We start from the raw sequence: 14,368 nt of genomic DNA on the forward strand, positions 1-14,368 counted from the left end.
CACGCCTTGGCGTGCTCTCGCGGGTGGGTCAAGCCGCTACCGCTTCCGGCGTCCAAATCTTGGCCGGATACGGATAGGCGGTGAGCACGTCACTGCGGATCAAGGAGCCCAGCGCCAGGGTCAGCGCCGGCACGTCGATGGCGAGCCGATGGCCTTCCAGCGGCCCGAGGGCGAACGGAAGGCGGGCCAGCATCTCGCGGGTCTGTAACAGCTCCAGCACGGTTTCGCGCCAGTGGTCGAGCAGCGGCAACGGGCAGGTGTCCCGCACCAGCATCCACAGGCGGTCAAGCCTGTGGGCGCTGTCGCGTGGCAGCAGTGCCAATGCGCTGGCGTTGGCCTTGTCGGGCTTGACGCAGCGCCGGTCGAACAGCCACACGTTGGACAGCGAGCCGAACAGCGTCCGCCGGTACGCGCGCGTGATGCGCTTTTCCAGGCGATCGACGTTGCCGATGAATACCGGGACGCTGCCGCCCTGGTCGGTGATGACGTGGAACTGGTCCAGTCCCTGCTCGTCGCGCCCGAGGGTCAGGCGAGCGAGGAACTGCTGGACGGCGGTGTCCCGCGCCCAGATGGACAGGAAGATCAGGTTGCCCTGGTCATCGCCGACGCAGGCGTCGGCCATCACGTCCGGGCATTCGTCGATGCGGTACAGCGTGGAAGAAGTGTTTGCGGGCATGGTGGTGTCCTCGGATGAACGGGAACAGCACCGCCCGCTGGGGCAAGTACTGCCCCAGGGGGTGGAAGAAAACCGCTCAGTCCGGCTCGAACTGCCGGGTGTGCGGGTTGAAGTGAAGCGCCTCATCTACCGAAGTGATTGGCGTGAAGCCCTCCAGGTAGATGTTGTTGAGGTACGGGTCGCGGTAGGTCAGTGCCTGCCGCGCCTGTTCGTCGGTGAGGCCGTTGCTGATGAAGTACTCCAGCATTTCCTCGTCGGAAGAAACTTCGTCGTTGGACAAACTCCCTTCAACGAGCTTCAGCAGCAAGGGCGGGAGCGCAGCCAGGATCGGGTCCATGTCGGTTCCTCCTGGCTCAGGCCATCAGCGCTGCGGTGGGTGCCGCAGGTGCCATGGGTGTGCGCCGCCGCGCGTGGTAGGCGCGAACGCCTGCACGCCAGTCGGCGGACTGTTCTGGTGCGAGGTCCAGATAGGACAGCGGGCACGAGTAGTGGTACGGGTGCATGGACTCGTCCAGCGGCTTGTAGCCCCACTGACCGCCGCTGCGTTCGAGAAGATCGCAGCGGATGTAGCGCAGGGATTGGCCCGGCGCCAGATGACGATGCACGCCTTCGACCTTGGCCGTCACTTCCGTGACGGACCAGAGGACGTTGCCGCGCAGCGCGTGGGCAATGACCTTGACGCTGGCGCGCTCGGTCTCTTGCGGTGCGATCAGTTCCGCGATCAGTTCAGATCGCGATTGGGGGGAAAAATACCAGCCCATGAGAGGCCTCCTGAAGAATGGAGCCGGAGGCCTCCCCGTGGGGGAGAACCCCCAGCGGGTGATGGAATGCCGCGCGTGCGGCGAAGGAACCTATGCTTTGCCCTTAGTCCCAGTCGTCATCGTCGCGATCACAACCGGCCGGGCAGTAGCCGAACTCGATCCCGTGAGAGCAATAGCCATGCTCCGCATTTCAGTCCTGGGTTTCCTGCCTTTCGGCAGGCGTTGCGTAGTCCCATTCCCGGGCTGCGATTTCCAGCGCTTGAGTGCGCTGGTCCTGCGGCAATCGACTGGCTTGCGCGTCGATTTCCGAACTGAAAAGCGTGACCCAATGATCCCAGGACAGGCCGCAACCACGCTGGGCGCGCTCGGCGGCCGTCTTGCAGACAGCGCGCCAGGCGGTTTCGTCCAGCGTGGAATGAGGTGCATCGCAAGCGATGGTGGACATGATGGAGACCTCCAGAAGAAAGCCGGAGCCTCCCCCGCATGGGGAAGGAACCCCGGCGGGTGGATGAAGAACACCGCAGGTGCGGCGTCTGCGATCACGCAGGTTGCAGTTCGGCCTGGCGGCTCCACTCCTGCGTCTTGAAGTCCAGCGTGTAGCCCAGTTTGCCCAGGCGGGCGATCTGCGCGCGCAAGGTGCGGCGGTCGATGGTCGAATCCAGTTTCACGGACTCACCCAGCGGCCAGAGCAGCCCGAACAGTGCGGCGTCGCCATCTTCGGTGCTGCCGGGGGCAGCGGCCGCAGCGGGCGTCGGCGCATCCACGCCGAAAGGCGTGGTATCGACCATCGGGTCCGCGGACGCCTGCACGGATGCGGGCTTGGCGGGTCTGGATGCCTTGGCGGGCTTGGCCGGCGTTGCCGCAGGCTGCGCCCCCAGTTCTTCATCGAGCGGATCGATGTCCTGGGTGGAAAAGCTGCGAATATCGTCGCGGCTCAGTTTGTCAACGCCGAAGAGCGTCATTCCATCCAAGTTGCAACGAATCTCGAACTTGATACCGCCCCGCATGGGGATCGGATTCGGAAAGATGTAGCGGATCACGAACTCCCCGTCGTACTTGCCTTCGGGGTATTGCTCCAGCTCCGCGTCCTTCACCGCGAAGTTTCCGATAGGAGTGACGAGGTAGCCGACGCAGAACGGACCATTGCGGCCGTGGATTGTGCGAATCGAAAGCTGACCCGATACGACGATGGGCGGGACTGACCTTGCGGATGCCGATGTGACTGCCATGATGGTTCTCCTTGGGGAATAGGAAAAAGGCAAGGCCCCGTGAGGGGCCATGCCGGATCAGAACGAAGCAGCCAATGCTGGCTCCTGCTCCTCGACTTCACCTGCGGGCTCGCGCTCGGCGGGCTCGACAGGCTGGTCGGCAGCGGTGTCGGCGGCAACCTCGGCTTCGGGCGCGGGTGCGTCCTCGGCTTGCGGCGCCTCGGCTTGCGCCTGGCTCGTCGGATAGACCTGGGTGCCGTCGATCTTGATGAGACCGATGTGGACCAGCGTCGATTCCAGGCTCGCTCCCGGTTCCCCGGCGCGCTCGCCCTTGGTGCGGATGTACGGATCGATCTTCATGTCGTTCAGACGGAAGGCGATCAGCACCTTGCGGTCCCCTTCGATGGCCTGCACGCACCGGCGAACCAGGTGCTCGGCTTCGGGGGTGGCGACGATGGTGTCGAAGTACCGATATTCCGGTTCACCGACAGGCCCGGCCAGTGCCGCGACGCAGCACGACAGGAACGGATCGCCATCCTTGGGGGAGACGTCCTTCGGACGGCTGAGGTAGCCGATGCCGCGGGTGATCAGCTCGTGCTGCTTGATCGAAGCCAGTTCGGCCCGGTCAAGTGGCTCGGCCTTCAGCAGTCGCGCCTTCAGAGACGCGGCGGCCTGGCCCTTGTGCTCACCCTTGTCGCGGATGTACGCATCGCCCCAGAGGTCGCCGAGGCGGAAGCGCACCAGCGGCCGCTGCTTGGGATCGTCAACGCCGATGTAGCGCTCGACCAGTTTCTTGGCCTCGGCACCCGAGACCTTGACGTCGAAGTAGCGGTAGCTGGGGTCCTTGGCGGAACCGACCAGTGCGGCGATGGTGCATGCCAGAAAGGGCTGCGCGCGGCGGCCGCCCCGGACGGGAACCTCGCGGGCTCGCTGGATGTAGCCGATGCCCGAGGTGTGGAGGTCGAAATACGATTTCTCGTTGGACGTGGTGCTCATGGTGAATCTCCATTGGGATGAAGCGGAGACACACCGGCCCCACGCATGCGGGGAAAGGTGCGTAACCCCGCGGTGGGTTGATAAGGCGAAAGCATCCGCCACCAGAGACTGGTGGCCGCTCGCGGACGGATGCGGTGCGAGCTGGCTCGGTCACGCAGTGGGAACTGCGTCGCAACCTCGAAGACCGATGGTTGCCTGGCATGTCGCTGACAACGTCAGCAGGCATGGGGGCAGCATGTCCGGGCCTCGCGCGCGCGGCAGCAATCAATCTGCATCCGGGCGTTTCCCTTTGTCCGCACCGCCCGGTGCTTGCCACAAGCACTTAGGGCCGCGCAGGTGGTCGGGGGTGTCAGCGCGAGGACGGCTGGGGCGACTCCAGGCACCGCCGCCGCGCGTTCCGAGCAAATGCCAGCCGGCGGCGCGCAGGCTGGCACCACCTTCATCGAGCAAGGTGTAGGTGATCAGCCGCGTGTAGCCCAAGGCCTTGGCCGCCTTCCAGGCCGCGCCGTAGAGCTTGCTGCAGGCGTTCGGTGCGCCATCGGTGCAGAGCCGGGTGACTTCGAACGTCCAGCCGTCATCCAGGTGGCGGGCGACCGGGCGGCCGACGATGGCCACGCCGCAGATGCCATCGGTGGCGGACAGCGTGACCGCCAGGGCGAACTTCGCTCCCTGAACCGGACGGTGGTGGCGGTGGTGCTTCTGCACGAAGGCATTGGCACAGCGCAGGGATACCGGCAGCAGTCGCAGCGATGGCGAGGTCGATGGCCCGGCCATGGCCGTCAATCACCGCAGAAGCAGGCGATCGGTTCCTCGGCGTCGTCGAACAGGTCGCCCTGGTCGGCGGCGAAGCGTGCCAGGTCGGCGTAGCTCGGGCCATCGGCGCGAAACCGGGCGCCGCTGGGCTTGCTCGCCAGGTTCAGCGATTCCATGCGAATCCACCACACCGCGGCCTCGGGTCGAGCCTTGATGAGGGCCAGGCGCTGCCCGCGCGGCTTCAGGAAACACAGGTCGCAGTTGCCTTCGAGCGTGCGCCCGTTCACCGTCAGCAGGTCGAGGTCGAACGCTTGCGCCTGCCAGAACGCGCCCACGTCGCGCACGGTGACGCCTGCGTCCGCCAGGGGCATGCACATGGTCTCGTGGGTCGATTCGGTGGAATGGCCGCGCGCGCGAATCTTGGCGACGCGACGCTGCTCGTCGGCGCGGATGCCGATCATCTGGTCCCAGTCCGTCCAGCCCAGATGCCGCAGGTAGCGGTGCATCGGTCGAATCTTCAGGCTGGTCGTGCAGCCGCGCGCGACGGGATTGGGCAGGTACTGACGCTTGCGGATCAGCGCCTCGAACGGCTCGCCCTGACGGCTGGCCCGATCGAAGTCCACCAGCGTGAAGCCTGGCTCCCTGGGCAGGTATTCCAGCCAGCGTATCGGCACCTGCCAGTGCCCGGCGCAGTCGCGCACAAAGCGCAGGGTCGCTTCCACCTCCTTGCCGGTGTTGGCGAAGCAGACCACGGTGTCGGCAGGCAGGCCGCCATTGGCCTGCAATACGCGCCAGAGCATGTAGGCGCTGGTGCGCCCGCCCGAGAAGCTGATGCAGGTCGGTTGGGTGATCTTGAACGGGTCGTGCATGCGGTCGTCTCCGTGGGTAGGTCGGCGGGCGAGCCGACGCGGCGGGCCATGGCGGCCGGAGACGAGCACGCACGCGGCGAAGGCCGCAGTGCGGAAAAAAGGAAGCCCCCAAGAAGGGGGCCGTGAGGGGATGGTGGTAGTCGTTGCGCTACACCGATGGCACCACCTCCAGCGACAGGTGCGTCGTGGTGGCAGACAGCATCAGATCGTCCGTGCCGTGCAGGATGCGTGCGAAGACGTCTTCCTTCGGGTCGAAGAACTCGCCGAAGTCGTCGCCACCCAGCTCGGCGCGCGCCAGTTCCCACCAGTCGTCAAACGGGTCGGTATCCGGGTTGCAGCCGACGGCATAGGCCAGCAGCTTCACGCGGCCATCGGGACGGCGCTCTCCCTGCTCGGCGAGGAAGTACACGCCCTGGTCCTTGGCGAGGACGACGCGGCATTGGTTGGCAACGGCCTCGGCCAGCACGGGGCGCAGGTCGGAGCCTTTGAATCGCAGTGACATGGTTGATCTCCTGAAGAAAAAGGCCCTCCACCCGAATAGATGGAAGGCCCATGGGGGCAAGTCGCCGGTAGGCTGCGATCAGCCGTAGCGCCGCTTGGTTGCCTTGGCGTCGATGACGCTCACGTCGATCAGACGCCAGCGTCCGTCGTCGATAAGCCGCTCCAACACTTCACCGAGCATGTCGAAATACACCTCGTCGTGCCGATCGACCAGTTCACCGTCGCGGCGCATCTCCACCACGTAGGTGTCGCCGCCGCGGTCGTAGAGGATCGTCACCTGGCCCTCGAACTTCGCGGTCGAAACCGTGAAGCTGATTGCCGGGGGCGTCTCGATGATCTTGGACGGCTTCGGATCGACCCAGGTGAAGTCGCGGGCGCCCGCATCGACCAGCATGTGGGTGATGCGCCGGAACCCGTCGGGAGCCGGCATTTCCTCCAACTGCTGGATGAGCTGCCCCAGTTCCATGCACTGCGGCTCGGGGATGGGCAGCTTGGCAGGCGCGGAGCCGAGGATGTGCCTGGTGATGGTGTAGGGAACACCGTCCGCGGTCTTCTCGGTGATCACTTCCGGGGTGTCCGCGCGCAGGCCGTCGAAGCGGCGGCGGGCATACGGTTGGACATGCACCTTGGCGCCTTCGCTGGGAACGGTAGTCACCAGGTTGGGATCGAGCACCGCGAACTCGCTGGGCTTGAGCTTGACGACGATGGCGTCGTCGTTGGCCGCGACCACCTTGCCGTCGAAGGGCTTGGGATCGATGGCAAAGCCCAGCGTCGAGGATTGCGGCTGATCATCGAAAAAGCGGTACTTGATCGACCGCACGTTGCGGGGCACATGGCCTGCGACAAGCGAAGGCATCATGGTTTTGATGAGGGAACGGTCCATGGGAATCTCCTTGAGGAAGAACAAGGGATTCCCCGCCCGCAAGGGAGAGGTCCCTTGTGGGTAGATGGACGCGGTGCGTCCGTAGGAAGAAACGACCAGCACGGCTTCCCGTGCTTGCAGCCTCGAAGGTCTCGGCTGCCTGGGCATGTGTCGGCAACACCGACGAACATGGGGTAAGGATGGCCCTAGAGTGCTCGGCCGGCCTGCATGAAACGGCACCACACCGCACCCGGTTTCTTCCTATGGTCTATGCCATTTGCTTCCTCAGGATTTCATGATGCTGTCTTCTGGAACAGGCAGAAAACGAACTGCTGCACTGTCCCGAAGGGCGTGTGATGCGCCTGGCGCTCCTGCCGCAGCATCGTGAAGGCATCGCCGAACTGCGCATGCAGCTCGTCCGGGCTGTAGCGCGTCACCGGCAAGCCGCTGCACTGCTGCGGCCCGTCGTCCGCGAAGGTGGCGATGATGGCGAAGCCGCCCGGCCGCAGGGCATGCAGCATCGTCCGCACATAGGCTTGGCGCTCCTGCGGCGCCGTCAGGAAGTGGAATACCGCCCGGTCGTGCCACAGGTCGTAGGCCAGCGCGGGCAACTCGACCTTTGTAATGTCCCCGACCATCCAGGCCACCGCCTGGGCGCGCTCGCCCAGCCGCGCCTGGGATGCCGCCAGCGCGGCACCCGACAGATCCAGCACGGTGAGGCTGGTATGGCCCTTGTCCAGCAGGTCGTCCACCAGCGTCGAGGCACCGCCGCCCACGTCGATGATCGGCACATCGAGCGGCACGCCGGTTTCCCGGATCAGCACCAGTGAGTGGCTGGCGTGCGGCTGGAACCAGCTCACGCCGGTCGGCTCCTTGGTCCGATAGACGTGATCCCAATGCTCTCTGGATGGCATTTCCTGTTCTCCCGCGCCGCAGGCGCTACGCGGCCGGTGGCGAAGTGTCGAAGTCCACCACCAGCGGCTCGCGCCCGCACGAGCGCATGAAGGCCACCAGTTCCTGCGGCGCCAGCCCGACGCTCTCGGTCTGCCGCAGCGGATGGAAGTTCAATTGCGCATCGCCCATCAGCGAGGCATCGATCACCACCGTCACCACGCCTTCCTCGTCCTGCATCAGGCCCAGCGGCGTCAGCGCGCCCGGCTGCACGCCCAGCAGCGCCTGCATGCGCTCGCCGGCCACGAAACTCAGGTGCCCCTTGCCGCCCACCAGCGCGGAAGCCGCCTTCAGATCCAGCGTCCGGTCCTCATGGATCGCCAGCAGGAAGTGCCGGCCCTTCTTGTCCTTGAGCAGCAGGTTCTTGGTGAATGTCCCGGCCATGGCGCCGCGCAGCGCCTTGCCTTCCTCGACGGTCGCGTGTTCGGGATATGGCACCACCTTCGCGCCGATGCCCAAAGATGCGAAGCGCTCGAACAGGCAGCGGTATGCGGTTTCATCGGTCGTTTCCCGGTTCATGCGCCCACCTTCGCGGCTTTAGACCGCTGACGCATCCCCAGCCACAGCAGCGACAGCGCCGCCAGCGCCAGCCACGGGATCAGCGCCAGGTTCATGGTCTGCCAGCCCAGGGCTTGCAGCAGCCCGCCCGCGCTGAAAGAGCAGGTCAGTCCCACGGCGAAGATCGTCATGTCGTTGATCGCCTGCGCACGCCCCTTCTCGGCGGTGGTATAGGTGTCGGTCAACAGCGTGGTGCCGCCGATGTACATGAAGTTCCAGCCCACACCCAGCAGCACGAGCGCGCTGGCGAAGGAGCCGAAGCCCGTGCCGGTGAGCGTCGTCAGGATGTGCGCGATGAACAGCACCACGCCCGTGAGCATGATGCGCAGCACGCCGAAGCGCGCGATCAGCGAGCCGGTGAAGAACGACGGCAGGAACATGCCCAGCACGTGCAACTGGATCACCGTGGCCGCCGCACCCAGTTCGTGGTGATGCAGCCGCATGGCGATGGGCGTCGCCGTCATCGCCAGGATCATGATGCCGTAGCCCGTGGCAGCGCCGAACAGCGCCACGAGATAGGCGGGCTGCGCGACGATCTGCTGCCAGGATCGGCCCTTGTCCACCGGGCCGGTAGACGCGGCAGGCGCAGGGATGTGCAGGTTCAGCAGCACGCCCGCCGCCACCATCGACACCACGGCCAGGATCAGGAAGGAACCCAGGTACTCGGGCGAGAGCAGCGGCCCGCCCAGCCTTGCCAGCAACGGCCCGGCCAGCGCTGCGACCACGCCGCCGGCCATCACCAGCGAGATCGCGCGTGGGCGGAAAGCCGCGTCCGCCACTTCGCTGGCCGCGAAACGGTAGAACTGCGCGAACGCCTGGTAGCAGCCCACCAGGAAGGTGCCGAAGGACAGCAGCGGCAGCGAAGCCTGATGGATGCCCCAGGCACCCACCAGGCCCCCCGCCACGCCCAGCGTCGTGCCGATCAGGAACCCGGCCCGGCGGCCGGCGCGGGCCATCCACATCGAGGCCGGAAACATCATCGTGGCCGTGCCGAGGAACATGGTGGCGATGGGCAGCGTGGCCCAGCGCGGCGATGCGGCGATCTGCCCGCCGGCCAGGCCGCCAACGGTCATCACCATCACCGACACGATCTGGAACAGGGCCTGCGCGCAGGCCAGGATCAGCACCTGGCGGTGCATGGGGTTCTTGAGCATGAGTTTCTTCGCGTTGTTGTTCTATTCATCGACTCGCGATGGCGCGCAAGCGCTCGGCCACGGCGTCGATCTCTGCTTGCGTGGTGCCGCGCCCCAGGCTGAAGCGCACTGCGCCCATGCCGACCTGCTCGGGCACGCCCATGGCGGCCAGCACGGGCGAGAGTTCCACGCGGCCCGCATGGCAGGCCGAGCCGGTGGAGGCGGCCACGCCGTCCAGATCGGCCAGTACCTCGGCGCCGATGCGGCCGGCGAAATTCACGTTCAGCGTGTTGGGCAGCCGGTGCTCGGCGTGGCCGTTGAGCACCACGCGCTCACCGAAGATCGCTTGCAGCGCTTGCCAGAAGTGATCGCGCAAGGCGCGCAAGCGCTCCGGCTCACCAACATCGAGATTCGTTCTCGCCAGTTCGCAGGCCGCGCCCAGCGCCGCAGCCATCAGCACGCTCTCGGTGCCGGCGCGGCGGCCCGCCTCGTGGCCGGCGCCGTGGATCAGCGGCTCCAGCGCCGTGCCGCGCCGCACGTACAGCGCGCCTATACCCTTAGGCGCGTAGAGCTTGTGCCCGGCGATGCTCAGCAGGTCCACGCCGAGGTCGTCCACCTTCGTCGGCAGCTTGCCGACGGACTGCGCCGCATCGGTGTGGAAGCGGATGCCGTGTTCGCGAGCGATGGTGCCGATGACCTTGATGGGTTGCAGCGTGCCCGTCTCGTTGTTCGCGTGCATGACGCTGACGAGCACAGTGCGCGGTGTGATGGCGCGGCGCACCGCCTCGGGATCGACCCGGCCCGTGCCATCCACCGGCAGCCGCGTGACGCTCGCCCCCAGTCGCTCCAGAAAGGCCAGTGGCTGCAACACCGCCGGATGCTCCGTGGCCTCGGTGATGATGTGCTCGCCGCACTCGCGCAGCGCGAAGAAGCTGCCCTTGAGCGCGAGGTTGTTGGCCTCGCTGCCGCCGCTGGTGAAGACGATCTCATCCGGCGACGCGCCCAGCAGCCCCGCCACCTGGGCGCGGGCATGTTCCAGGGCCGCCTTGGCTGGGGTACTGGCCCAATGGCCGCTGGATGGGTTCCCGTAGGCCGTCTCCAGCAGCGGCAGCATGGCCGCCTGCACTTCCGGCGCGATGGGCGTGCTGGCGTTGTAGTCGAGGTAGATGCCGGCCATCAGAACACCAGCACCTTGTCGGCGGCCACGGTGGCGGCGGCCAGTTCATCCATCGTGCTGCGGCGTGCGCCGGGCATCACTTCCTCGTCCTTGATGCCGCGCGCATCCAGGCAGGTGCCGCACAGGAGCACCTCGCCCTGGGCATTGTTCGTCACGCGGCGCAGCATGCGTTCAACGTTGTAGTAGCCGTCGGGGGTCTTCTGACCGGCCTTGCAGCCGGAGACGGCATCGGCCATCAGGAACACGCTGACGTGGTTGGCGGCGTCCTTGAGCAGCGCGGAAGCCAAGCGCAAGGCGTTGTACATGCGCTCGGTGCCGTAGGGCGGGTCGTTGATGATCAGGAGGGTTTTCATGGAGTCTCCAGCGGAGAAAATGGCTTTTGTCCCGGATGGCTTGATGCTGGGCAGCAATCATGCCATCATTCAATCAATGTGTTGATTGTGTAATTGTGAAATCCATGTTGTCAACCTCATCCGAAAGCCCCAAGCACGTGGTGTTCGAGAACCTGGCCGCCGTGGCGCAAGCGCTGGGCCATGCGCATCGGCTCGAACTGCTCGAAGGCATGGCGCAGGGGCCGCGCAGCGTCGAAGACCTGGCCGGACTGGTCGGCCTGTCGATGGCCAACGCCTCACGCCACCTGCAACTGCTGCGGCGCGCGCGGCTGGTGGAGGCCGAACGCCAGGGCAAGCGGGTCTTCTATCGCCTGGCGGGCGATGTGGAGGTGGTGGCGCTGCTCAAGGCGCTGGGCCGCGTGGGCGAGCGCAACATCGCAGAGGTACGCGGCGTGATGCGCGACTTCTTCCATGACCGTGACGCGCTGGAAGCCGTTTCGCGCGAAGAACTGGCCGAGCGCCTGAATGCCGGCCAGGTGACGGTGCTGGACGTGCGCCCGGAAGCGGAATACGCGCTGGGCCACGTGGCGGGTGCCATCAACATCCCGGCCGACGAGCTGGAGCGTCGCCTGGCGGACTTGCCCAAGGGCCACGAAATCATTGCCTACTGCCGTGGGCCGTACTGCGTGATGTCCTTCGAGGCCGTGGCGGCGCTGCGCGCCAAGGGCTTCAAGGTGCGACGGCTCGAAGACGGCTTCCCGGAGTGGAAGGCGGCCGGGCTGGCCGTGGAGGCTTGAGCCTCGCCGTTGTGCAATCAAGGATCGACATGCAAGCCATCCAAGATCATTACCCGGCCGAATTCGCGCACTGCTACGGCTGCGGGCCAGCCAACCCCCAGGGGCTCCATCTCAAGAGCTTCATCGAGGGCGAGCGCACCCATGCGCGCTTCTCGCCGGCGACGATGTACAGCGGCGGCTATCCGGGCAACGTCTATGGCGGCATGCTGGCCTCGCTGCTGGACTGCCACGGCACCGCCAGCGCGGCGGCCTTCGCATACCGGGTGCAAGGTCGCGTCATGGGGGATGGTGGCCCGCCGATCCGCTTTGTCACCGGCTCGCTGAAAGTGGACTACCGGCGGCCCACGCCGCTGGGCGTCGAATTGCTCATCGAGGGCACGTTACGTTCGCTGGAGGGGCGCAAGGCCATCATCGATTTGACACTCAGCGCCGGCGGCGAGGTGTGCGTCACAGGCGAGATGGTGGCCGTGCAGTTCGCGGCGAAAGCCTGAAAACAAGCAGCCCCTCGGATGAGGGGCTGGCAGGTCAGGCTTCGTACACGAAGTAGTGCTCGCGCTGACGAGGGAAGAAGACATGCTTCCATGTGTCGCCGCTGGTGTTGCCACCGTCGAAGACGACCATTTCGTAGTCATCAATGTCGGTGTCCATCAGGTCGGCGCTGACGATATGGCGCATGTGCAGCGCGCCGTGCGTGCGCTCGAATACCAGGATCTGGCCGATGGCGTCGTCCTGGCTCATGGCGTTGACGCAGGCTCCAAGCTGATGCTCGAAGTCGGCTGCGGGCGAGATGAGGTCGGGGAACATGAGGTTGCGCCTATGAAAATGGACCAGCCCGGCTCCTGGGGGAAACGGGCTGGCATGGGGGGACAATGAGGAAGGCCGGCGTGTCGCGCGGCTGCTAGGACTCGGCCAGCGGCAGGCCCAGCAGCGCGGGTGCGTCGGCGTCGAGGATCAGAATGCGCACATCGGCCTGGCCGGCCAGTTCAAGGATGTTTGCCAGGTCCTCCGGCATGCCCTTGTTCCGGTGCTCCTGCCGAAGCTGCTCGGCGGTGATGCCCTCGGCGTGCTCCAGGTTCTGGTCCGTCCAGGGCGTGGAGATCAGCTTGACGCCGATCGCCGGGCTGTACGGCACACGGAAGGCGATGAACAGCATGGCCTCCGGCGTGGCGATGTCCGCCAGGTCGGCGAGGTAGTGCCAGGTATCGACCGTGATGTGCTCGCGGCTGATCTCCCAGCACCGGCTGTAGTAGCCGGTCTCGAAAGTCAGGCGCTGCACCACTTCCCGCGCAGCCTCGGCCGAATAGGCATCGCCGACGTGGACTGGGCGACCGTCGAAGTCCTCGCCATGGATGGCATAGACCACGGCACCAATCACGCCTTCGCCGCTGACGCCTTCACCGGCGTCGCATTCGGCCAGCACGTCGTCGCTCAAGGGTTCAGGGCCGTTGCTGACCACGGCGAAATCGTTGGTGACGATGCAGGACGATGAAACCAGTTCTTCGTCGGAAAGGAATTGCTGGCTCGCGTGGATGTTGCGCCAGACATGCGGGCTTCCATCGTCGTAGCTGATGCACAGCGTGCGGACGATTTTCAGATTCCAGTAGCCGCGAAGGAAGGGATTAGGATTCTGGGACATGGGATCTCTCCAGATTGAATAATGGAGCCAATCCCCGCCACCGGGAATTGGACCCGGTGGGTTGAAAAATGGAAAAAGCGTCAGGCAGCGCCGACCATGGCGTTGTCAGCACTGCGCTGGACTACGGGAAACAAAATGAGGGGCACGGCCTCGTGGGCGCGTGCCCCTCGTGGGGAGTGAACGAAGACGTGGTGGTGTGCCGGAGACCGGCTCACCAGCCGTTGTAGTTCACGAGCAGGTCGGCGAGGACCTTACGGCGTTGCAGGTCGAGACCGTCGAAGTCCGACAGTCCGTTGAAGTGGCAGCGCTTGAGCATGGCACCGCCCTCGCGCGCGTTGTAGAAGCTGACCATGGCGGACAGGAACATGCGTTCGCCGCTGCTCAGGACGCCGAGGGCATCGTTGAGCCGCAGCATGTTGGGACGCAGATCCCACTTGCTCTTGGCCTGGTTCAGACCTTCACGGGTGCCGTCACCGAACCATTCGGGGCCAGCGATCTCGACACCGCGCTTCCAGGCCTCGAAGAAGGCTTGGGGCGCGGCCGCGAAATGCTGTTCTTCCCGCATGATCTGATCGACGACTTCCCGTGGCAGTAGCTGGTTCATGACGTGATTCCTCCAGTTGGATCAGGGAATGGCGAGCTGGGACCAGCCGCCTCTTTCGAGGGCACGTTGAGCCGCGGCATGGCTGCGGAAGTACTCGCGGGATTCCCGCGAAACGGGCCCTTCGGTATCGCGCGTGCCGATGTAGTGACCGGCGGCGCTTTGCAGGACTTCGAGCGGCAGGAACTTGCCGCAGTAGGTCGAGGCCAATTGGCCGAAAGAGGCTTGCTGGGACATGGACGGGCTCCTTGGAAAAGCGGGGCCTCGTCCCTCACGGGATGGCAGCTCCCGCACGCGGTTGAAAAAATGCATCAGCGTCATGGGGACGCGCGTCCGCAGACTTGATGCGATGCGGACTGGTGGGCAACGCGGGAGAGACCCGCGGCAGCTTGAAACCCTGGCTGCTGGCATGTGCTGACGAATCAGCGAACATGCGGGCAGCTTCGTGCGCGGGCCGCGTCGCGTCAGTTGGAAAACGGCATCCGGCCCACCCCCGATTGATGCGCGCAGAGAAAAAGAAACCCCGCATCGAGTGCGGGGCTGCCAGGAGAGTGCGT

At 65.7% G+C, this 14,368-nt stretch carries 20 protein-coding genes and 1 pseudogene; 2 read left to right on the forward strand and 19 right to left on the reverse strand.

From position 1 onward, the window contains the following. Window positions 1-28: 28 nt before the first annotated feature. The 15 genes and pseudogenes from ACFSCU_RS18530 to ACFSCU_RS18600 all read right to left on the reverse strand — a co-directional run bounded on the left by ACFSCU_RS18530 (window position 29) and on the right by ACFSCU_RS18600 (window position 10,798). The gene (locus ACFSCU_RS18530; protein ID WP_180550121.1) at window positions 29-676 is read right to left on the reverse strand and encodes a hypothetical protein; all 648 of its coding nucleotides are present in this window, start codon (window positions 674-676) and stop codon (window positions 29-31) included. Window positions 677-752: 76 nt separating this feature from the next. Continuing rightward, window positions 753-1,013: a hypothetical protein gene (locus ACFSCU_RS18535; protein WP_033472268.1), complete on the reverse strand. Its 261-nt coding sequence runs from the start codon at window positions 1,011-1,013 to the stop codon at window positions 753-755. Between the two features lie 16 nt (window positions 1,014-1,029). Beyond that, window positions 1,030-1,437, reverse strand: a complete 408-nt coding sequence (locus ACFSCU_RS18540) for a hypothetical protein (protein WP_377561334.1) — start codon at window positions 1,435-1,437, stop codon at window positions 1,030-1,032. A gap of 103 nt (window positions 1,438-1,540) precedes the next feature. Further along, window positions 1,541-1,882, reverse strand: a pseudogene (locus tag ACFSCU_RS18545) (hypothetical protein). A gap of 94 nt (window positions 1,883-1,976) precedes the next feature. Further along, complete coding sequence (locus ACFSCU_RS18550) at window positions 1,977-2,666, reverse strand: DUF3275 family protein (protein WP_033448834.1); 690 nt, start codon at window positions 2,664-2,666, stop codon at window positions 1,977-1,979. A gap of 57 nt (window positions 2,667-2,723) precedes the next feature. Further along, entirely contained in the window at window positions 2,724-3,641 is a 918-nt protein-coding gene (locus tag ACFSCU_RS18555) for a DUF3577 domain-containing protein (RefSeq protein WP_033448836.1), read from the reverse strand. A 264-nt stretch (window positions 3,642-3,905) separates the two neighbouring features. Next, complete coding sequence (locus tag ACFSCU_RS18560) at window positions 3,906-4,415, reverse strand: XF1762 family protein (protein ID WP_033472270.1); 510 nt, start codon at window positions 4,413-4,415, stop codon at window positions 3,906-3,908. Window positions 4,416-4,420: 5 nt separating this feature from the next. Then, the gene (locus tag ACFSCU_RS18565; RefSeq protein ID WP_180550120.1) at window positions 4,421-5,263 is read right to left on the reverse strand and encodes a phosphoadenosine phosphosulfate reductase domain-containing protein; all 843 of its coding nucleotides are present in this window, start codon (window positions 5,261-5,263) and stop codon (window positions 4,421-4,423) included. A gap of 148 nt (window positions 5,264-5,411) precedes the next feature. Then, window positions 5,412-5,765 (reverse strand): DUF3085 domain-containing protein, encoded by a 354-nt coding sequence (locus ACFSCU_RS18570; protein ID WP_033448843.1) that lies wholly within the window; start codon window positions 5,763-5,765, stop codon window positions 5,412-5,414. Between the two features lie 78 nt (window positions 5,766-5,843). Further along, window positions 5,844-6,647, reverse strand: a complete 804-nt coding sequence (locus ACFSCU_RS18575) for a hypothetical protein (RefSeq protein WP_033449053.1) — start codon at window positions 6,645-6,647, stop codon at window positions 5,844-5,846. A gap of 272 nt (window positions 6,648-6,919) precedes the next feature. Next, a complete protein-coding gene (locus ACFSCU_RS18580; protein ID WP_211260862.1) occupies window positions 6,920-7,486 on the reverse strand; it encodes a class I SAM-dependent methyltransferase in 567 nt (188 codons plus the stop codon). A gap of 79 nt (window positions 7,487-7,565) precedes the next feature. Next, window positions 7,566-8,096, reverse strand: coding sequence for a prolyl-tRNA synthetase associated domain-containing protein (locus tag ACFSCU_RS18585; protein ID WP_050485351.1), 531 nt, complete (start codon window positions 8,094-8,096; stop codon window positions 7,566-7,568). Then, window positions 8,093-9,289 carry an MFS transporter gene (locus tag ACFSCU_RS18590; protein ID WP_033472273.1) on the reverse strand — a complete coding sequence of 399 codons (1,197 nt, stop codon included), beginning with the start codon at window positions 9,287-9,289 and terminating at the stop codon, window positions 8,093-8,095. Before ACFSCU_RS18590 ends, ACFSCU_RS18585 begins: the two co-directional genes overlap by 4 nt. 25 nt (window positions 9,290-9,314) lie before the next feature. After that, on the reverse strand, window positions 9,315-10,445 hold the full coding sequence (locus ACFSCU_RS18595; protein ID WP_033472276.1) for a cysteine desulfurase family protein: 1,131 nt from the start codon (window positions 10,443-10,445) through the stop codon (window positions 9,315-9,317). After that, window positions 10,445-10,798 carry a DsrE/DsrF/TusD sulfur relay family protein gene (locus tag ACFSCU_RS18600; protein ID WP_033472278.1) on the reverse strand — a complete coding sequence of 118 codons (354 nt, stop codon included), beginning with the start codon at window positions 10,796-10,798 and terminating at the stop codon, window positions 10,445-10,447. The genes ACFSCU_RS18595 and ACFSCU_RS18600 overlap by 1 nt, the downstream gene beginning before the upstream one ends. Before the next feature lie 104 nt (window positions 10,799-10,902). Between ACFSCU_RS18600 and ACFSCU_RS18605 the strand changes: the two genes are divergently transcribed. Together ACFSCU_RS18605 and ACFSCU_RS18610 are read left to right on the forward strand one after the other, a co-directional pair. After that, the gene (locus ACFSCU_RS18605) at window positions 10,903-11,574 is read left to right on the forward strand and encodes an ArsR/SmtB family transcription factor (RefSeq protein WP_033448856.1); all 672 of its coding nucleotides are present in this window, start codon (window positions 10,903-10,905) and stop codon (window positions 11,572-11,574) included. A 29-nt stretch (window positions 11,575-11,603) separates the two neighbouring features. Continuing rightward, window positions 11,604-12,065: a PaaI family thioesterase gene (locus ACFSCU_RS18610; protein ID WP_033448859.1), complete on the forward strand. Its 462-nt coding sequence runs from the start codon at window positions 11,604-11,606 to the stop codon at window positions 12,063-12,065. A gap of 34 nt (window positions 12,066-12,099) precedes the next feature. Here the strand turns inward: ACFSCU_RS18610 and ACFSCU_RS18615 are convergent, their stop codons facing one another. The 4 genes from ACFSCU_RS18615 to ACFSCU_RS18630 form a co-directional block, all read right to left on the reverse strand. Next, a complete protein-coding gene (locus tag ACFSCU_RS18615; RefSeq protein ID WP_033448862.1) occupies window positions 12,100-12,378 on the reverse strand; it encodes a hypothetical protein in 279 nt (92 codons plus the stop codon). 94 nt (window positions 12,379-12,472) lie between these two features. Then, window positions 12,473-13,210 (reverse strand): DUF5983 family protein, encoded by a 738-nt coding sequence (locus ACFSCU_RS18620; protein WP_033448864.1) that lies wholly within the window; start codon window positions 13,208-13,210, stop codon window positions 12,473-12,475. 211 nt (window positions 13,211-13,421) lie between these two features. Next, a complete protein-coding gene (locus ACFSCU_RS18625; RefSeq protein WP_033448867.1) occupies window positions 13,422-13,814 on the reverse strand; it encodes a hypothetical protein in 393 nt (130 codons plus the stop codon). 21 nt (window positions 13,815-13,835) lie between these two features. After that, window positions 13,836-14,048, reverse strand: coding sequence for a hypothetical protein (locus ACFSCU_RS18630; RefSeq protein WP_033448869.1), 213 nt, complete (start codon window positions 14,046-14,048; stop codon window positions 13,836-13,838). Window positions 14,049-14,368: the final 320 nt, after the last annotated feature.

Origin of the sequence: Ottowia beijingensis (genome assembly GCF_042680925.1) — a bacterium.
Taxonomy (GTDB): Bacteria; Pseudomonadota; Gammaproteobacteria; order Burkholderiales; family Burkholderiaceae_C; genus Ottowia; species Ottowia beijingensis.